The sequence below is a fragment of the uncultured Clostridium sp. genome (assembly GCF_910588715.1).
Classification (GTDB): Bacteria; Bacillota; Clostridia; order Clostridiales; family Clostridiaceae; genus Clostridium.
In genome coordinates this window covers 24,533-44,581 of sequence record NZ_CAJURG010000007.1, presented here as the reverse complement: position 1 = coordinate 44,581, position 20,049 = coordinate 24,533, and the positions used below count along the sequence as shown (strand labels likewise).

Sequence of the window (20,049 nt, the reverse complement as noted above, 5' to 3'; positions counted from 1 at the left end):
GTAGGGGTTTAGCATGAATTTAGAATTAAATTTAATAAAAGATAAAAGGGTATTTATAGAATTTATAAAAAAGGAAATAGTATTAATAATTGCAATGATATTAGCAATAGGTACATCATTTATATCATTGCCTAAGATAGAATATATAGATTTTAAAGTAATAATTTTATTATTTAATTTAATGATATTAGTAGCTGGGTTTAATGATTTAAAAGTTTTAGATAGCATAGCTACTTCTTTATTAAAAAGATGTACAAGTTTAAAATCGCTTACATATATGATAGTATTTTTAACGTTCTTTTCAGCTATGATAGTAACTAATGATGTTGCTTTAATTACTTTTGTTCCATTAACATTAATTATAGGTAAAAAGGCCAATATAAATATATTGAAAGCAGTTATATTTCAAACCTTAGCAGCTAATTTAGGAAGTGCTTTAACGCCAATGGGAAATCCACAAAATCTTTTTATTTATTCTTATTTTAATATTAACATCTTAGAGTTTTTAAAGATAACACTTCCATTAGTTTTATTATCAGTAATATTTTTAATATTTATAATATTTAGGGAAAAGAGAGAAAGTATATCTTTTAAAGTTGAAAAGATTAAAATAGAAAATAAAAGAGGTATTATAATATATTCAGTTTTGTTTTTTATTACATTGCTTTCAGTGTTTCATTTAATTGATTATAGAATTTCTTTTGTAATAACAATAATTTCTATAATTAGTTTTAATAAAAACTTATTTAAAAAAGTAGATTATTCATTACTTATTACCTTTGTAGCCTTTTTTATATTTATAGGAAATATATCTTCTATGAGTGAAATTAAGGAGTTTATGATAAATATATTATCATCAGAAAAAAGTACTTTTATATCTTCAATAATATCTAGTCAATTTATAAGTAACGTTCCTGCAACTATGCTTATATCAGCCTTTACTCCATATTATAAAGGGTTATTGTTAGGAGTAAATATAGGTGGATTAGGAACTATTATAGCTTCACTTGCTAGTGTAATTTCTTATAAGTTATATCTTAACGAGTATCCAAGTAATGGTGGTAATTATATAAAGAAATTTACACTTTATAATATTTTAGGATTAGTTATAATAGTGTTTATTCTATACTTTTTTATTTAGATAAAATATCAAAAGAGGAGTTGTTAAAAATTTATGCTTAAGGACAAAAAGACAAAAATAACATTCCATAGTGGCGTATTAACCATAGGTGGAACGATAATAGAAATTGCATATGAAGATGATCATATTTTCTTTGATTTTGGAAGTGAATATAATCCATCAGCAGAATTTCAACCAGAAGATTTACAAGGATTATTAGATGAAAAATTAGTACCCTATTTAAATAATATTTTTGATCCTAAAATACCTTTAGAAGGATATGAATCAAAAGAAGACAACTTTAAAAATACAGCTGTATTTTTATCACATATTCATTTAGATCATTCTAAAATAGTTAATTATTTAAATCCTAAAATTCCTTTATATACTTTAGAAGGTACAAAATCATTATTGAACACTTTAAATATTAATAATGATTTTATTTTCCCTTTATATGAAAAACAAAGTTCTAATACAAGGGAAGTAATTGGTGTTAAGGAAAATGAAGTTGTTAATGTTGGAAAAATAAAAGTTAAGGTTATGCCAGTTGACCATGATGCTTATGGAGCTAATGGATTATTAATAAAAACACCAGATTTAACTATAGCTTATACTGGAGACATTAGGTTGCATGGATATAGAGAAAATGATACGTTGAATTTCTGTAAGGAAAGTGAAAGTTGTGATGTATTATTAATAGAGGGTGTAAGTGTTTCATTCCAAGAGTTTGAAGACCCTATAAGAGAAACAGAAGCAGTTAACGAAAAAGAACTTATAGAAAAAATAAATAAAGTTATTAATGACAATCCTAATAAACAAATAACCTTTAATTATTATATATCAAATATAGAAAGAATTTTAAACATAATTAAGAGTAATCCAAGAACTGTTGTATTAGATGCATATTATTCATATGTAGTAAAAGAAGCAACGGGAATTGAAACTAAATATTATCAGTTAGACGATAAAGAGTATGGATTAGACGATAAATTAAGGATAGATTTTAAAGAATTAATAGAGGATGAAGGTAAGTATTTCTGGCAACTTGGAAGTTTAGCCTTAAATCATATAAATGAATTAAAGAATAGAGGAATTTATATTCATACTGATGCTCAACCATTAGGAGAGTTTGATCCTGCATATAAGCCATTTATCGAAAATTTTGCTAAGAATAATATAGAATTTATGAATATACCATGTAGTGGTCATGCTCGTCCTTATGATTTAATTAAAATAATTAATTTAATTAAACCTAAGTTACTAGTTCCAATACATTCTTATCGTCCAGAAAAGCTTTATAATGAAAATGGAGATGTTTTTTTACCTAAGAAAGGTGAAACAATATAATTGAAAGGAAGCAATATATGAAATTAGCTATATATCAAACAAGTGATTTGCATGGGTATGTTTATCCAACTAACTATGTAAAAGATCAAAAGCTTGGAATACTTAAAATAGGAAGTTATATATTAAATGATGAAAAAAAATATGATGCATCTTTAAAAGTGGATTGTGGTGATTTAATACAAGGGTCAGCACTTGCACATTATTTATCAAAAGAAAAATTACATACAAATCCTATATTAGAAGGATTAGAATTTATAGGATATGATGCTTATGTTATAGGAAATCATGAATTTAATTATGGGTTAGATTATTTAAATAATTCTTATAAGCTAGTTGAAGATAAAATAATAAATGCTAATATTCAAGGATTAAATTTAAAAACAAAACCTTATAAGATATTTGATTTTGATGGATTTAAAATTGCGTGTATTGGTCTTACAACTTCTTTTATACCAAATTGGGAGCATGAGAAAAATATTACTAATTTAGAGTTTTTAGACCCTGTTTGTATGTATGGAAAATATGAAAAGGAGTTAAAAGAAAAGGCAGATTATATTATAGTTTGTTATCATGGAGGGTTTGAAAAGAGCTTAGATGGAAGTAATACTCCTACAGAAAAACTTACTAAAGAAAATCAAGGAAGTGAATTGTTAGAAAAATATGATTCAATTGATATTGTTTTAAGCGGTCATCAGCATAGAGCATTTATTACTAAAATAAATGGAGTAATTTGCTCACAGCCACTTCATAATGGTCAAAAGTTTAGTAAGATTATATTAGATACAGAAACAAAAGAAACAACTTATGAATTAGTTGATGTTTCTTTATTAAATGATGAAATTAATAAAGGATTAGAAAAGATATTTACTAATGTTGATGTAAATTTAAAGGACTATTTAGATAAAGAAATTGGTGAATTTGATAAAGATATACTTATGGATGATATTTTTCAAGCAAGGCTAAATGGACATCCATTTATTAATTTTTTACATCAAGTACAATTAGAAGCCTCTGGAGCAGATTTTTCAGTTTTATCTTTATTTGATACTGCAATTGGTTTTAAGAAAAATGTATCTATTAGAGATGTATTAATAAACTATCCTTATCCTAATACATTAATGGTTTTAAAGGTAAAGGGAAGCAAGTTAAAAGAAGCTGTTGAAAAAGCTGCAACCTATTTTGTTGTTGATAATGGAAAAGTAAAAATTAGTGATGGATTTTTAATTCCAAAAGTTCAAAATTACAATTATGATACATTTGCAGGATTTGATTATAAAATTGATTTATCAAGAAATTTTAATGATAGAGTAATTTATATGAAAAAGAATGGCAAAGATATTGATTTAGATAATTATTATAATGTTGTTATGAATAATTATCGTGCAACAAATACTTCAATTTATCCATCCTATGAAGGAGCTGAGCTTATTAAAGAAATTAATGTTGATATAAGTGAGCTTATAATTAATTATTTTTTAAAGAATAAGAATATTAAAGCTATTGAAAAAAGTAATTATATAATAAAATAAAATTAAAAAAACTGTTGCATTTTAAAATTTATGCAACAGTTTTTTTATTAATCTAAGGAATAATGTGAAATGCTTTCTAAATAATCTCTATCTAAAATTTTATAGGACTTTCCTTCTTTAATTAGTTTATTTGTACTGCAAAATAAATTAATAACCCTTAATAGATGTCTATAACTTGCACATAAAAGTTCAGCACATTCAGTTAAATTATAGGAAAATATTCCATTTTCTTCTGTTTTCAATATGAAAGAAGCAAGCCTATTTTCTAATGGTTCATAAAGATTAATACAAGTAGTATTATTCATATAGCTAAGTCTTTCCCCTAAATTTTTGCAAATGTATCTTAAAAATATAACATCGTTTAAAAGAATATCCCTGTGCTTCATTGATATTCCTATACAATAAGCTTTAGAACTAGCTTGAACGGAAGCAGTAGGGGGATTATTCCACAAGCTACCTGTCTCACCTATGATTTCAAAAGAATTAAAAAGATTTAGAGACATTATTTTACCAGAAGTTGAGTGAGAAAAAACCTTTAATTTTCCACTTACTAAAAAATATAAATAATCAGAGCATTCACCTTCATTAATTAAAAAATCACCTTTATTTAAAGAAAATAGTTCTAATAAATTACTCATGTCTTGTGAAAATAATTTAGAAATACCAGTATTATTAATATATTTATTTAATAATCCTTTGTTTTTAACATTTATCATAAATCCTCCCTAAAAAAGTGAGTTTATTAAAAATTTGTTCTTTATATTTATATTCATGATTTTAGCATAAGGAAAAATATATAACAATAACATATACTTATAAGAAAAGTGATACAAAAAAAGATATAATTATTTGGATAGATAAATTAGTATTTAAAATAAAATTAAAAATAATTTATAAAATATGCCTATATAAAGTAATACTTCCAGAAAAAAAGCGAATATTAAAAAGAAAAATTAAAAAAATATACACTTTATTCGTCAAAATGTGACTTGTGTCATATTTTTAAGTCTATATAATTATTATAATTAAATTAACAAATTAACAATAGGAGATGAAAGAATGAAAAAAATAATAACTTCTTTATTACTTATTATGACATCACTTCTTTTTGCTGGATGCTCTAACTCAGGTGGGAATGAATCAGCAGGAAATGAAGGAGCTAATGGAGATTATTCAAAGTTAAATATAGCTTTAATTTCAGATACAATTGGAACAGAACAATTTATTCTTCAAGCATATGAAGCTTTAAAAGAAGCAAGTGAAACTTATGGATTTAAAATGACATCTATTGAATGTACAGATACTGCTGCATGGGAAGAAAATACTATTGCTGCATCTAATGAAGGATATGATTTAATAATAGGAATTGGATGGCAAGCAGCTGATCCATTTAGTGATGCTGCTGATAGATTCCCAGATACAAAATATGCTGTAATTGATACAACTGCATCTAATGAAAAGGTAACAAGCTTTGGATTTGATGAAGCACAAGGTTCTTATGTTTTAGGAGCAATGGTTGGTACAGCTTTCCCTAATGAAAGCTTATACGGATATGTTGCATCATTCCAAACACAAGCTACATACAAATATAGATATGGATTTGCTGAAGGTGTAAAGTCTGTTAATCCAAATGCTAAATTTATGTATAACTATACTAATTCATATAATGATACTAACTTAGCTTATGAATATACATTACAACAAAAAGCTGCTGGAGCAAACTTTATATTTGGTGGAGTATCTGCTAGTGCAAACTCTGGAATATATCAAGCTGCTCAAGAGTTAACTAAAAAGGGTACACCAATATATACAACTGGATTAAGTGTTGACCAAACAACTTCTGAAAATCCAAGCATTATTAGTGGATTATTAAAAAATACTGGAGCTGTTATGAATACTATTATTAATGAATTCTTAGCAGGCAAATTAAATGGTGGTTCACAACTTCTTGGATTAAAAGAAGGTGCATTTGGTGTTGTTGGTGTTTCACCAGAAGAAATGAATTATAGAAATACTGAAATTATAACTGATGAAGTTATAGCGGCTGGTAAGGCAGCAGCTGAAAAGATTATTTCAGGAGAATTAGTAATAGAAGTTCCTGAAGAATCTGCAAAATAATTAGAAATGTACTTTATATAAGGGGTAGAGGCAATAGCTTTGCCCCTTATTATATTTTAGATTAACTTAGAAAAGGAGTAACTTTGACATGCTTTTAGAAATGAAAAATATTGTTAAAACCTATGGTAATGTAGTAGCTAATAACAAAGTTAATATTAATCTTAATAAAGGAGAGATATTAGCAGTTGTTGGTGAAAATGGTGCAGGAAAATCTACTATAATGAAAATACTTTATGGATTAGAAAAGCCAGATTCGGGAGAAATATTTATAAATGGAAAGAAGATGAAATTTCATAATCCATCAGATGCAATGAAACAAGGAATAGGAATGGTTCAACAACACTTTATGCTTTTTGAATCAATGACAGTTGCAGAAAACATTGTATATAAAAATGAAATGAAAAAGGGAATATTTTTTGATTATAAAAAGAATATTCAAATGGTTGAAGAGCTTTCAAAGAAATATATGTTAGATGTAAATCCAAATGCCATTGTGGAAGATTGTCCTGTTGGGCTTCAACAACGTGTTGAAATATTAAAAACTCTTTATCAAAATGCAGATATAATAATTTTTGATGAACCTTCAGCAGTTCTTACTCCTATTGAAGTAGATGAACTTTTAAAAACAATGAAGCAATTAGCTAAATTAGGTAAAAGTTTAATAATTATAACACATAAACTTCATGAGGTTATGGAAGTTGCAGATAGAGTAGTTGTTATGAGACTTGGACAAGTTGTTGCTGAAAAATTAAAAAAAGATACGAGTGTAGAAGAGTTATCTTATTTAATGGTTGGGAGACAAATTGCAAATAGAGTAATTCCTGAAAAGAAAACTAAGGAGCAACTTTTAGAAGTTAAAAACTTATCTTTAAGTGGTGAGCATAATAAAAATATTTTAAATAAAGTTAATTTACATATTAAAAAAGGTGAAATAGTAGGAATTGCAGGGGTATCTGGTAATGGTCAATCTGAGCTTATTAGATGCATAACTGGATTAGAAAAGATTGATTCAGGTAATGTAATTATTAATGGAAATGATATTACCAATAAAACTGTAATGAATATAAGAGAAGCTGGTATTGCACATATTCCAGAAGATAGATATATGTGGGGAAGTGCTAAAGAAGCAACTCTTGCTGAAAATGCGTTAATGGGATACGAGGATAATAAAGAGTTTTCTAAAAAAGGAATTTTAAATATAAATAAAGTTACAAAACATGCTGTAGAGTTAATTTCAAAATTTAGAGTTAAAGCAGATTCTCACACTCAAAAAATAAAAGAGCTTTCTGGAGGAAATGCTCAAAAGCTTATTGTTGCAAGAGAGATGTCTATGGAAACTCCTCTTATAATTGCTTGTGAACCTACAAGAGGTATTGACATAGGTGCAATAGAGTTTATTCATGATCAACTTGTTGATAAGAGAAATAAGGGAGACAGTGTATTATTAGTATCTTCTGAATTAAGTGAAATTATGGATTTAAGTGATAGAATTTATGTAATTTATGATGGAGAAATTGTTGGTGAGTTTAAGAGAGGTAGCATTGACGAAAAGGAATTAGGTCTTTTAATGGTAGGAGGTAAAAAATAATGAAAAGTAAAGGTTTGTTATCAAGAAGTATTACTAAAAGTAAATTTTCAAATATATTTGAACCCTTAAAGCATCCTTTACAAGCTATTGTTGTTGGGTTATTAATAGGAGGAATAATCATTTCTCTATCTGGATTTAATCCTTTTGAAGCAATTATAGGAATGTTTAAGGGTGGATTTGGTTCTACATATTATTTAACTACAACTTTAACTCGTTCTATTCCTATTATATTTGCAGGACTTTCTGGTGCTTTAGCTTGGGGATCTGGTTATTCAAGTTTGGGTGCAGCAGGGCAAATGGTATTAGGGGCATTTACTTCAGCAGTTGTAGCTGTAATATGTCCAGGACCTACAGTTTTTGTTGTTGCAATGTCTCTTTTAGCGGGTGCTTTAGTAGGGGTTTTATATTCACTTATCTCAGCTTATGTAAGTGAAAGATTTAAATTAGATTTACTTATTATAACACTTATGATGAATTATATTGCTGATTATATAGCTTCTTACTTTACAACATATGTTGTAAAAGATCCATTAGGGTTAGATTCTTCAGCAATTCAAACTCAAAAGTTAACAGAAAATATATTACCTAAGATGTTTAAAGGATATTCATTACATTGGGGATTTGTAATTGCAGTTATTTGTGTTTTAATTGTACTTTTTATTATGAAGAGAACAAGTTTTGGATATAAGGCAAAAATGGGAGGTTTAAATCCTAATTTTGCAAATTATGGTGGAGTTAATAGTACTAAGATGATGTACTATGTATTAATATTAAGTGGAGCATTAGCTGGGCTTGGAGGAGCATGTGAAGTTTTAGGAACAAGATATCGTTATGTTGATAATATGATTACGTCTCCGGGTTATGCATGGACAGGTATTATAGCTTCATTAATGTCAAGTAATCATCCTGTTGGTATTTTAGTAAGTGGTATTTTCTTAGCTGGTCTAACTACAGGAGGAAGTACTATTGAGCGTAGCATGGGAGTACCATCAGAGGTAACAACAATTATTCAAGGAATTATTACTTTATTAATTACTGCAAGGTTTGCTGTAAAGTGGTATAAGAAAAAGCAAAATGTAACAAGTGAAGGAGGAGCACAATAATGGAATTAAGTATAGATTATTTTGCGGTGGTAGCTAATTCCACTCTTCGTATGATGACACCTATTTTATTAGTTACTTTAGCAGCAGCTATATGTTCTAAGGTACGTATTTTTAATATTGCAATGGAAGGAACAATGTTAACAGGTGCATTTTTCAGTATTGTTGCAAATTATTATACTCATAATGTATTTTTATCTGTGCTTGCAGGTGCAATTAGTGGAATGATAGTATCGGCTATTGTTGGATTTTGTATAATTAAATTAAAAGCATCACCAGTTGTTGTTGGTATGGCAACTAACACTATGATGGGCGGTGTTACAACATATTTACTTTATATAATTTTTAGAACAAAGGGAGTATTTAATGACCCAAGCTTAGTAAGTCTTCCTAAAATTGATTTACCTATTATTAAAGATATTCCAGTATTAGGTACAATTTTTTCAGGATTAACACTTATAGATTACTTAGCATTTGTTTTAGCTATAGGAATGTATATATTTTTATATAAAACAGTATTAGGATATAGACTGCGTGCTATAGGTATAAATAAAGAAGCAGCAAGAAGCCTTGGTACTCCAGTAGAAAAATATCAATTTCTTACAATAAGCTTATCAGGATTATTATGTGGATTAGGTGGAGTTCTTCTTTCTATGGGAACTGTAACATTATTTATGCAAAACATGACTTCAGGACGTGGATATATTGCTATGGCTGCAAACAACTTAGGAAAGTCTCACCCTATTGGTGTTCTTTTATCAAGTTTATTCTTTGGATTCTCACAAGCAGCTGGAAATGTACTTCAAAATACATCTTTAAAAACACAAATTACAGCTTCTATTCCTTATGTAGCAACAATTGTTGCACTTATATTATTTAGTATACAAACTAAAAGAAGTAAGAAAAAGAAGATTAAGTAGGTATAGAATATGAAGTTTTTACATTTATCAGATATTCACTTTTTAAGAGAGTATCCTAAAGCTGAAAAAGGTTATAATGCAATCTTTAATAGCATGACAAGTCCTTTAATACAAATGAAGAAAGCTTTAGAGAAAATTAATTTAAGCGAGATAGATTTTGTTATTATAACTGGAGATTTAGTAGAATCAGGAACATATGAAGATTATGAACTTTTAAAGAATGAACTAGAAGGATTATTAAATAATATACCATATATAATTACATTGGGAAATCATGATAATAAGGAAGCTTTTTATAAGGGATGGTTTAATAAAAGGTGCAATCTTCCTTATAATACTGTAAATAAAATAAATGGGTTAAGAATAATTAGCTTTGATAATTCTCAATATAAAAATAATGATGGATTTATTTCGGAGAACCAATATACTTGGTTAAAAAATCAATTAAAGAATAGAGATGAAGGAGATACTATTTTAATATCTCATCATCATCTTATAAAAAGTCAATTTACTACTCCAGCTGTTAGTTATCATGATGACTTTGAAATTATAATAAAAGATAGTTCTATAGTTGGAATTTTTGTAGGACATACTCACCACCCCTTTAAAGGAGATTTTGCAGGTAAACCATATTTTACAGCAGGAAGTCTTAGTTTTATAGGCTATGATGAAAGTAATGGAATAGTAAGGTTTGAAGAGAGTTCTAAGATTAATCTTTGTACATATGAAGATGGTAAAATATCAGTAGAAGTAATTTCAGCTTTAGCTAACAATAAAGAATTAGGAATTGTTAATTTTAGAGAATAAAATTATATTGAAATAAAAGTCTAGTAAAATAGTTTTTACTAGGCTTTTATTTATAAAAACATTATTTTTAATTTTTATGTCTTATTTATGTATGTCTTATTTTTAATAGTCTAAATTTTGTGGAATTTCATTAAAAAATTACTTACAAGTAAAAATACTTTGAAAATTTAGATAAAATGTTTTAAAATGGGATTTTAAAGTGATGAATTATGAGGTAAAATATAAATGTTGTGTTAATTTCTACTAATTTAGGGTAAAAAGGGGAGATAACGTAAATGAAAAAAATAGTATCATGCACTATTGCAACTGCATTAGCAACAACTAATTTAACTACTATGTCAGTTGAAGCTATGAAATCGGGTACTAAAGTAAATGATTCTAATAACATTAATCAACAGATTAATAATTCTACTGAAGTAATTGTTGAAGATACTGATAAAATTGAAAATAATAATACTAATATAGAAAGTAATGATTCTAATAATAGTAATCTTAATCAAAATGATAATTTAGAAAATGGATCTTATGATGAAAAGGATGACAATTCGGATTCTGAAGAAACATTAATTAAAGATAATATTTCTTCAACTGAAGGAGACAGTATAACTTCTGATGAGAAATTAGAAGAAAAAGAAGACAAAGAGAATTTAACTGTAGAAGATGAAAAAAACGATAATGAAAATGAAGTTGACACAACAACAGAAAATACAGAAGAAGATAAAGGTGAAGTTGAAGATAAAAATAAATTTACTTTTTCTGAGGGAAAAAAGAATTATGGTAAGTTAGAATTTGATATTAATTTTAATATGCCAATAATTAATACTGATTCAATAAATATTAATCTTTTTAAAGGAAATGAAAAGATTGGGAAAATATCTAGCTTAGTAAATGATTATGGAGTTTTAGATAATGGAGCAACATATAAGATTGAAAAATTAAATTCAAAGAAGCAATTGTTAGAGGATGAAGAAAAGGATATATATTTCTTACACATTACAATTGAGAAGTTAGATCTTGGAACATATAGTGCTGAAATTAAGTCTGAAAGTTATATAGATACTAAGGTAGATAATATAGAAATAAAAGATTTTTCAAAAAGAGTAATATTAGGAAATAACTATAATGAAACTTTAAAATACAATGGTGTATTTTTAGCTGGAGATGTTAATGGCGATGGAAAAATAGATATGGGTGATTATAATTTAGTATTTGAAAATATAGGATCATCTAATTCAAAATATGACATTAACAAAGATGGAAGGGTTAATATTGCTGATTTAACTTATGTTAATGAAAATATAGGATCAACTATTGGCGATGTAGAAATAGTTAATACTGATGCAATATTAGACTTAAATAAAATAGTTGTTAATGATGATAACTTAAAGTTTGAAGAAGGTACAGATATAAGAGATATATTTTTAGACAATAATAAATCTGTTTCAGTAACTAAAAATAATGGAGAAGCACCAAGCAAAGAATTACCATTAGTTATAGATATGGATTTATCTAAGGCTTCTGAAGGCAATAAGGCTGTAAACATGGAAAGAATATTATTAAAATCAGCAGATGTTTCAAGTAGTGAAGATTCATCTCTTCCAAGCTCAGGAAGTATAACTTATGAAGATGAAAATGGAAATATTGAAACAATAAATTTCTCAACTGAAGCTTCAACTTTTAAAAGTGATGAATCGGGAAATTTAATTATAGAACTTGGAAAGCAAATAGCTGTTAAAAAGATTTCTATTAATGTAACAGGAAATAGAGGAAATAAAAGAATTTCTGAAATTGCTAAAATAGAATTTTTAAATAATGTTTATAAAGAAATTCCAAAGCCAGATATGAATATTCCTCAAATAAAAACAGTTGAAACATCAACTAATTTACATGATGAGAGAATAACATTGACATGGGATGCACAACCAAATGTAACAGCATATGAAGTTATGTATCAAAAGCTTGATGAAAATGGAAATATTACAAAGACTAAAAAGCTTCAAACAAATAAACCAAATATAAATATATTAGATAAAGATATTAAGCCTTACGATGTCTATAGAGTTAGTATTCAATCATTAAATGGAGAGTGGAGCAGTGGATATGAGGATGCAACTAAAAATCCATCAGCTTTTGATGGAAAGCCTGATAATGTAGACTCTAATTACAACATAATTCAAAGTTATTATGATGGATATAAAGGAACAGTATCTGAAATACAAGTTATTCCAATAACATCACCAGAACCACCAAGAAACTTAACAACAGTTCAAGGATATAAATCATTTACTGTAAGTTGGGAAAATCATATACAAGCTAGAGAATTTGATATTTATTATAGAAAAGTAGGAGATACAGATAAAAGTTGGATAAAGGCTAATGATGATAATAAAAAGGTAACTGAAGATAGTATTGAAGTAACTAATCCAGATAAGAGTAAGTTAGTAAGAAGCCACAGTTATACAATAAATGATCTTGAGGATAATGCATCTTATGAGGTTAGGGCAACTGCAACCAATCATCTAGGAACTAGTAAAATGTCTAGCACATATATAGGAAGCACAACTTCAGTAAATCCACCAGTTATGTCAGAGTATAAACTTATTAATAGACCTACCGATGAAAATGAAATAGGAACTACACATATTATTGATGTACGTAATAAGTTAGATGCTGACGGATGGGCAACTGGTGATGCAGCTTTAAGTTATGATTCGGAATATGCGTTAGTAGATGGTGATTTTACAACTTCATGGAAAGTTAAAGACTGGGATACAGGAGCTAGTTACGGATCAAACAGAGGTTCTGAAATAACATTTGATGATAATTATACTATAGGAACAATAGCTTTTGCTGAAACATTAGAACAAGGATATAATATGTCTTTATATAAAGTTAAAGTTACTTATTGGGATGAAGAAGGAAATCAAAAGGTCGTTTATCCAACATCATTACAATCAAAGGTATCTAATGGTCATAGATATTATATTGTAAAATTATCAGAGCCAATAACAGCAAATAAAATTAAGGTTGACACATCTGGATATGGTGGAAGTGTACAAACAATGTCAGAAATTAGATTTTACGAATATGATAGTTTAGCAGATGATATAAAAGCTTTATATACTGATGATCTAAGGGTTGTTCTTAAAGATAGTGTAACTCAAGAGATTTTAGATGAATTATTTAATAGATTAAATACACCAGATCCTATAAGCAATGAATATCATCCAGATAAGTCTGTTTTACAATTAGAATTAGAAGTTGCACAAAAGTTATTTAATGATAAGCAAGTATCAGAAAAGATCACTACACTAGATGCAAGTATTAGATCTGGAGGTGGTGGACCATCTTTAGGTATGCAAAATGATTGGCAATCATTAGGAAGTGTTGCAAGACCAGGTGTTGATGAAAATGATACATCTAAGCAAATAGTTGTATACATGGGATCAAGTGATCCAAATACTAAGGTTCAAATAACATTTCTTCAAAATTATGGTCTTCCAGGACAATATCAAGGGGGAACTGTTACTATAAGACCAGGTAGAACTGAAATTACTATACCATCAATTATATCTGCAGATGTAGAAAAAGGTGGTCAAGTAATGGCAAGAGTTACATCAGGTAGCACTAGTGCAAATATACAAATTCGTTTAAGTGGAGTTACAGATATTCCTCATTTAGATGTTAATAATTTAATAAATGATGAATCTAAAGAAAATGAATCTAAAGAAAAAATAAGAGCATATATATCAGAGTTAAGAAATTATATGGCAAACATTAAAAATATTTATCCAACAAATATTAGTGACACTGATAAGATAAATAATATATATCCTTATGATGAAAAAACATCACCTTTAAATAGCACTGATATTGAAGGAGATAGATTTACTTTAACTTTACCAGCATCAGAAATATTAAAGGGAATTGAAAATGGATTAGTTGGAAACGAAGATGCTCAAGTAGAAAGAGTTTACAATGCACTTTTAGCTTGGGAACAAGAAGTTAAGGTTGGGTTTGCTAAAAAAGGAGTATTTGAATCAGTTCAGGATTTTAATAATAATGGAGAAATAGATGCGGAAGATAATGAGTATTTTAATAAGCACAAGGCTCCATTAACTAGATTAAATATTAAATACCAAAGAATGATGATGGGGGCTGCAGCTTATGCATCAGGGCATCATATAGGTGTTGGTTTTGGATCTGCTGGATATATGCAAGGTGTACCTTTTAAATTCGATTCAGAAGGAAATGTAACAAATCCAAATGAGGCTCATCTTTATGGTGCTCTAATAGGACATGAAATGGGACATGTTATGGATATTGGATCTAGAATTTATCCAGAAACAAGTAATAACTTAATGGTAGCTATTACTTCGAGTATGCTTGATCAAGATACTCCATATGCATCAGCAATGAATGCCTTATATGAAAAAGTTACTTCAAATACGTTAGGGTTATCTACTAATAGAGGTGTAGTATTAAATATGTTATGGCAACCTTACTTAGCATATGAAAACAATAGCACTTACAAGATGTTAATTAATGGTTTTGATGATAATTTAAATAATGATTCTTATTTTGCTAAATTAAATAGAGCATATAGAGAGATGACTGAAGAGGAAAAATTAAATGCTGATAGGGATCAATTGTTAATTAGGATGACTTCTAAGGTTGCAGGAAAGGATTTAACAAATTTCTATCAATCTCATGGGATAGTAGCAAATGATACAACATTAGAATATGTAGCTCAATTCCCTAAAGAAACTAAAAAAATTCAATATATAAATGATGAAGCAAGAAGAATGAGGATGGCAGGAACTGCAGATATGGAAGAAGGCACTACTCTATCAGCTGAATTTGGGGTAGATTCTAAGGGAAATAAAATTATAAATGGTTCTTATGTTAATGATAAAAAGGTTTCAATTAATCTATCAGTAGATAAAAGTGATGATAATATTTTAGGATATGAAATTTATAGAAATGGTGAACCTTGTGGATTTATTGTAAGAAACAAGAATGAAAAAGAAACTGTTTATACTGATATAGCTGATAATATAAATAATAGAGTTGTTAAATATTCAGCAATTGCATATGATTATAATTTAAATCCAACTAATGAAGTTGAAATAGGAACTGTTAAAATACGTCATGAAGGTGGATTAGCAAAGTCTAGCACATTGTTAACTACTAATACTATAAGTATAAATGAAGATAAAAATGATATTCATTCTTTTGAAGGTAATGAAGACTTAAAACTTGCTTTAGATGATAATAATAATAATACTGCTTATGAAGGTAGAATGTTAAATAAGTCAGAATATAATAGTTCAGTTCATGGTATTGAAATGAATCCAAATAATAATCCATATTTAATATTAGATACTACAGAAATGAAAACTTTAGTTGGTATTAAATACACAGCTCCAGTTCAAACTACTGGATTTATATTTAAAAAGGAATCTATAGTTAATAGTGCTCTTAAAAAATATAAAATAGAAGTTAGTAAGGATGGAGTAAACTGGATAACTACTAAAGAAGGAACTTTAAGTTTAACAGCTGAAAATCCTACATCAACTATTTATTTTGATAAAGAAGGAGTTACTGGTGGAAATCAATTAAATGCATATAATGCAAGATATGTTAAGATAACTGCCTTAGAAACAAAAAATATATCAGCAGCAGAGCTTGAGCTAATAACACCACCAGGGGATAATATTGAAATTGGTGTTGCTGATGATAATATTAATTATAAAAATGGTATAGGAATACTAAAGGAATCTTATGTATATCAGGTTGATAATCCTGAAACAGAGGAAAATGAGCAAAAGTCAATTCCAGCAGGTTCTATAATTATAACTGGAGAATATAGAGGAAATCCTGCATTTAACGTACCTTTAGTACTTAATCAAAAAGAAGAGCATATTGCAGATAAATATGATGGAATACTTTTAGCTGAGGTGCCGGATAATGGTAATTTAGAAGAAATAGCAGAGGGAAATTGGATTTATTGGGTTGAGCCAGAAAATTCAGCTAGCTTTATGGAAAACAATACGGAAATATTTGCTGAATTATATAGAACTGATAGTGCTGATGCATTAGAAGGTGGACAAAGACTTGTAAGTGATACATTTAAAATTGCAGTGCCAGATATATTACCAGAAATAAGCTTAACATCTGGAAAAACTAGAAATATAACATCTAATAATATTAAAGCAATTGAAATTAAGGAATCTATAATTAACAATATTACAGAAAATAGATAATAAATATACTGTAAGGAGGAGTATCATGAAAAAAGAAAAGTACCAAAATAAATCTAATAAAATAAACTCTAAAGAAAAATTTAGTAAAAGAATTATACCTTTAATAATGATATTTACAATTTTTATTAGCTTGGTTGCATATTCTAAAAATAGTTCTGCGGAAAATAGCAAGGTTAATAATCCTTCAGTAGAATTAAATGTAGAAAAATTAAATAAAGATAAGGTAAAAATTTCATTAAATAATTTTACACCCGTAGTGAAATCATTACAATTAAGCATTGGTATAAATGGAAATGCTAAATTTGAAGAAGATAGCATTAATTGGACTGTAACTTCTGATTCAAATGATGTAAAAACGCATGTAAAAATGAGCAACGATAAAAAAAATATGGAACTTTTTATTGTTTCTAAAGAGGCTTTAAATAAAGTAGGAGGAATTTTAGATATATGTGAAATAAATGTTTCTAAGGTTTCAGGTGGAAGTTCTGCATATTCTATTGATGCTAAGCTAAATAGTGATGGAATTGCTTATAGTTATGTAGTTAATGATACTAATAAAGAGATTAGTGGAATTGATATGGCTAATTTAAGTGAAGATAAGTTAACTATAAGCTCATCACCAATAATTAGTTTAAAAAAATCAAACGCTATAGCTGATGGAAAAATAATAATATCTAAGTATGATAGTTTTGATCCAAAAAGCTATATTGAAGTTACGGATGAAGAAGATGGGGTAATTTCTAACGATAAGGTTTCTGTTGAAGGTAAAGTAAATACCAAAATAGTAGGTAGTTATTCAATAACTTATAGCGTAGCTGATTCAGAAGAAAATAGTAGTTCTTTAACAGCAATAGTAATTGTTGAAGATATATTAGGTGATGATGAAAATAGCCCAATAATAAGTGTTAACAATAGTGATAGTAATAAATTAACTATTTCAGCTGGAGACAATATTAATTTAAATGATTATATAACAGCAGTTGATTATTTAGGAAGATCTATTTATGTTGAAATAAATGGAGATTATGATTTAACTAATCCTGGAAGTTATATTATAACTGCTGTAGCAACAGATAGATTTAGAAAAATAAGTGAAAAGGAAATTACTTTAATTGTTGAAGATGCATCTATTCCAGATAATCCTGATGTAGAAAATAAGGGATATAAATTTAAGGCAACTGTAACAAATAGCAAAGGAAATATAGTAGTTGGTAAGAAGTTTAACTTATACAAAGTTGAAGTTAAAAATAGATTATTTAGATCGGATTCTGAGGAACTTATATATATTTCTACTTTAGAAAGTGATAAAAATGGAGAAATATCTTATGAAGTAGAAAAGCCAGGTAAATATATATTAAAACAAATTGATTCATTAACAGGAAACGAAATAGCAGAGCTTGAAACAAGATTTGAATTAACAGAAGAAAATAAAGGGAATATTATAACAATACAAGATATAATTATAAAAGATAATACATCTGAGCCAGGAAATCCAGATGTACCAAGTAATCCAGAAAATCCGGATGAGCCAGTAAAACCAAGTGTTCCAAGCAATCCGGAAAATCCAGATGAATCAGGTAATAACAATGATAATAAAAATGATTTACCACAAACAGGACAAGGAATTTTCTATGGAATAACTATATTTATAGCACTTTTAATTGCTGGAAGTGGTATGTATTTAGTAAGAGAAAAGAAAAAGCAATAAAATAAATTTTCCTCATAAGAAAGAAAATAATTTCTTATGAGGAATTTTTTATTCAATAAGGATTTATTAAGTAAAATATAATTTGATGGTTAAAAATTGAGAAAAAGTAATTAAAAGCACTTGAAAAACGTTTACATAGGGTGTATTATATAGTTAATCGATTTAGTAAACCGATTCAGTATTAATTTTATATTAAAAATTAAGGAGATGAATTTATGAATAAAGTTTGTGTACTTGGAAGTATGAATATGGATTTAGTTGTAAAAGTAAATGATGTACCAAGAGTAGGAGAAACTATTTTATCAAAATCCTTTGAAAAAATAGCCGGGGGAAAAGGTGCAAATCAGGCTATTGCAGCTAAAAGATGTGGGGCTAAAGTCTCTATGATAGCAAAAATCGGTAATGATGATAATGGACAAATTCTAAAGCAAAAATTAGAAGAAGATAATATAGATGTAAAATATGTTTTTAAAGATAACAAAGAAGCAACTGGAATCGCTATTATTATGGTAAATGAAAATGGAAATAATTCAATAATAGTTGTATCTGGTTCAAATATGACTATTGATGATGAAGAAGTTGAAGCTTCTATAGAAAAAATTAAAGAATCAGATATATTAATATCTCAATTTGAAGTTTCAGAAAAAATTATTTTAAAGGTATTTAAAAAGGCTAAAGAACTTGAAAAAATAACAATATTAAATCCAGCTCCAGCCAAAAAAATAAATGAAGAACTTCTAAAGGTAACTGATATTATAGTTCCTAATGAAACAGAAGCTGAAGTATTAACAGGAATAAAAGTTAATACTTTAGAGGATGCAAATAAAGCAGGTCAAATATTTTTAGAAAAGGGAGTTAAATTTGCAGTAATTACTCTAGGCTCTAAGGGTGCAGCTGTAATAGGACCTGATTTTTGTGAACTAGTACCAGCATATAAAGTAAATGCAATAGATACAACAGCAGCAGGAGATAGTTTTATTGGAGCATTAAGTTCTAAGTTAAAGTTTGAAGAGATTAATAAATTAAATCTAATAAATGCAGTTAAATTTGGAAATAAGGTTTCCTCAATATCCGTTCAAAGAAAAGGGGCACAACCATCAATTCCATATTTAAGAGAAGTAGAAGAAATTTATATGGAGGATTAATTATGAGAAAAACATCATTATTAAATAGCAACTTAAGTTCAGTGATTTCACTAATGGGACATACAGATATGATAGCCATAGGAGATTGTGGGTTACCTATCCCAAGTGAAACAAAAAGGATAGATTTAGCATTAGTTGCAGGTGTCCCAACATTTTTAGAAACGTTAAAGGCAACGCTTATGGAATTAGAGGTTGAAGAGGTAATTATAGCACAAGAAATTAAGGAGGTTAGTCCTAATACACTTAGTGAAATAGAAAAAATTATTGGAAATACAAAAATAACATTTATATTACACGAGGAATTAAAGCTTAAATTAAAAGAATGTAAGGCAGTAGTTAGAACAGGTGAACAAACACCTTATGCAAATATAATTTTAAAATCAGGAGTTGTATTTTAATTA

General features: G+C 27.7%; 13 protein-coding genes. 12 read left to right on the top strand and 1 reads right to left on the bottom strand.

The window, feature by feature from the left end; genetic code table 11:
• Positions 1 to 13: 13 nt before the first annotated feature.
• The 3 genes from QZ321_RS09880 to QZ321_RS09870 are packed head-to-tail and all read left to right on the top strand — an operon-like array spanning position 14 to position 3,996.
• The gene (locus QZ321_RS09880) at positions 14 to 1,141 is read left to right on the top strand and encodes an SLC13 family permease (protein ID WP_291749813.1); all 1,128 of its coding nucleotides are present in this window, start codon (positions 14 to 16) and stop codon (positions 1,139 to 1,141) included.
• Between the two features lie 33 nt (positions 1,142 to 1,174).
• Positions 1,175 to 2,467: an MBL fold metallo-hydrolase gene (locus tag QZ321_RS09875; RefSeq protein ID WP_294196718.1), complete on the top strand. Its 1,293-nt coding sequence runs from the start codon at positions 1,175 to 1,177 to the stop codon at positions 2,465 to 2,467.
• Positions 2,468 to 2,484: 17 nt separating this feature from the next.
• Positions 2,485 to 3,996, top strand: a complete 1,512-nt coding sequence (locus QZ321_RS09870) for a bifunctional UDP-sugar hydrolase/5'-nucleotidase (protein ID WP_291749010.1) — start codon at positions 2,485 to 2,487, stop codon at positions 3,994 to 3,996.
• Between the two features lie 47 nt (positions 3,997 to 4,043).
• Here the strand turns inward: QZ321_RS09870 and QZ321_RS09865 are convergent, their stop codons facing one another.
• The gene (locus QZ321_RS09865) at positions 4,044 to 4,712 is read right to left on the bottom strand and encodes a cyclic nucleotide-binding domain-containing protein (protein WP_291739605.1); all 669 of its coding nucleotides are present in this window, start codon (positions 4,710 to 4,712) and stop codon (positions 4,044 to 4,046) included.
• A 343-nt stretch (positions 4,713 to 5,055) separates the two neighbouring features.
• Between QZ321_RS09865 and QZ321_RS09860 the strand changes: the two genes are divergently transcribed.
• From QZ321_RS09860 to rbsD, 9 genes are all read left to right on the top strand, one after another.
• Entirely contained in the window at positions 5,056 to 6,114 is a 1,059-nt protein-coding gene (locus QZ321_RS09860) for a BMP family ABC transporter substrate-binding protein (RefSeq protein WP_291739607.1), read from the top strand.
• A gap of 88 nt (positions 6,115 to 6,202) precedes the next feature.
• Positions 6,203 to 7,702, top strand: a complete 1,500-nt coding sequence (locus tag QZ321_RS09855) for an ABC transporter ATP-binding protein (protein WP_291749013.1) — start codon at positions 6,203 to 6,205, stop codon at positions 7,700 to 7,702.
• Positions 7,702 to 8,805, top strand: a complete 1,104-nt coding sequence (locus tag QZ321_RS09850; RefSeq protein ID WP_291749015.1) for an ABC transporter permease — start codon at positions 7,702 to 7,704, stop codon at positions 8,803 to 8,805. Before QZ321_RS09855 ends, QZ321_RS09850 begins: the two co-directional genes overlap by 1 nt.
• Entirely contained in the window at positions 8,805 to 9,722 is a 918-nt protein-coding gene (locus QZ321_RS09845; protein ID WP_291749017.1) for an ABC transporter permease, read from the top strand. Before QZ321_RS09850 ends, QZ321_RS09845 begins: the two co-directional genes overlap by 1 nt.
• 9 nt (positions 9,723 to 9,731) lie before the next feature.
• Positions 9,732 to 10,529, top strand: a complete 798-nt coding sequence (locus QZ321_RS09840) for a metallophosphoesterase (protein WP_291749056.1) — start codon at positions 9,732 to 9,734, stop codon at positions 10,527 to 10,529.
• A 275-nt stretch (positions 10,530 to 10,804) separates the two neighbouring features.
• Positions 10,805 to 16,795, top strand: coding sequence for a M60 family metallopeptidase (locus tag QZ321_RS09835; protein ID WP_291749059.1), 5,991 nt, complete (start codon positions 10,805 to 10,807; stop codon positions 16,793 to 16,795).
• Between the two features lie 25 nt (positions 16,796 to 16,820).
• Positions 16,821 to 18,503 carry an immunoglobulin-like domain-containing protein gene (locus QZ321_RS09830; protein ID WP_291749061.1) on the top strand — a complete coding sequence of 561 codons (1,683 nt, stop codon included), beginning with the start codon at positions 16,821 to 16,823 and terminating at the stop codon, positions 18,501 to 18,503.
• A gap of 215 nt (positions 18,504 to 18,718) precedes the next feature.
• Positions 18,719 to 19,648, top strand: a complete 930-nt coding sequence (gene rbsK, locus QZ321_RS09825) for a ribokinase (RefSeq protein WP_291749064.1) — start codon at positions 18,719 to 18,721, stop codon at positions 19,646 to 19,648.
• 2 nt (positions 19,649 to 19,650) lie between these two features.
• Complete coding sequence (gene rbsD / locus QZ321_RS09820) at positions 19,651 to 20,046, top strand: D-ribose pyranase (RefSeq protein WP_291749067.1); 396 nt, start codon at positions 19,651 to 19,653, stop codon at positions 20,044 to 20,046.
• Positions 20,047 to 20,049 lie beyond the last annotated feature (3 nt).

Bases quoted from the DNA above. Each gene is read 5' to 3' on its own strand.
- QZ321_RS09875 (WP_294196718.1), top strand. From the start codon at position 1,175: ATGCTTAAGGACAAAAAGACAAAAATAACATTCCATAGTGGCGTATTA.
- rbsD (WP_291749067.1), top strand. From the start codon at position 19,651: ATGAGAAAAACATCATTATTAAATAGCAACTTAAGTTCAGTGATTTCA.
- QZ321_RS09830 (WP_291749061.1), top strand. From the start codon at position 16,821: ATGAAAAAAGAAAAGTACCAAAATAAATCTAATAAAATAAACTCTAAA.
- QZ321_RS09840 (WP_291749056.1), top strand. From the start codon at position 9,732: ATGAAGTTTTTACATTTATCAGATATTCACTTTTTAAGAGAGTATCCT.
- QZ321_RS09835 (WP_291749059.1), top strand. From the start codon at position 10,805: ATGAAAAAAATAGTATCATGCACTATTGCAACTGCATTAGCAACAACT.
- QZ321_RS09880 (WP_291749813.1), top strand. From the start codon at position 14: ATGAATTTAGAATTAAATTTAATAAAAGATAAAAGGGTATTTATAGAA.
- QZ321_RS09850 (WP_291749015.1), top strand. From the start codon at position 7,702: ATGAAAAGTAAAGGTTTGTTATCAAGAAGTATTACTAAAAGTAAATTT.
- rbsK (WP_291749064.1), top strand. From the start codon at position 18,719: ATGAATAAAGTTTGTGTACTTGGAAGTATGAATATGGATTTAGTTGTA.
- QZ321_RS09865 (WP_291739605.1), bottom strand. From the start codon at position 4,712: ATGATAAATGTTAAAAACAAAGGATTATTAAATAAATATATTAATAAT.
- QZ321_RS09845 (WP_291749017.1), top strand. From the start codon at position 8,805: ATGGAATTAAGTATAGATTATTTTGCGGTGGTAGCTAATTCCACTCTT.
- QZ321_RS09870 (WP_291749010.1), top strand. From the start codon at position 2,485: ATGAAATTAGCTATATATCAAACAAGTGATTTGCATGGGTATGTTTAT.
- QZ321_RS09855 (WP_291749013.1), top strand. From the start codon at position 6,203: ATGCTTTTAGAAATGAAAAATATTGTTAAAACCTATGGTAATGTAGTA.
- QZ321_RS09860 (WP_291739607.1), top strand. From the start codon at position 5,056: ATGAAAAAAATAATAACTTCTTTATTACTTATTATGACATCACTTCTT.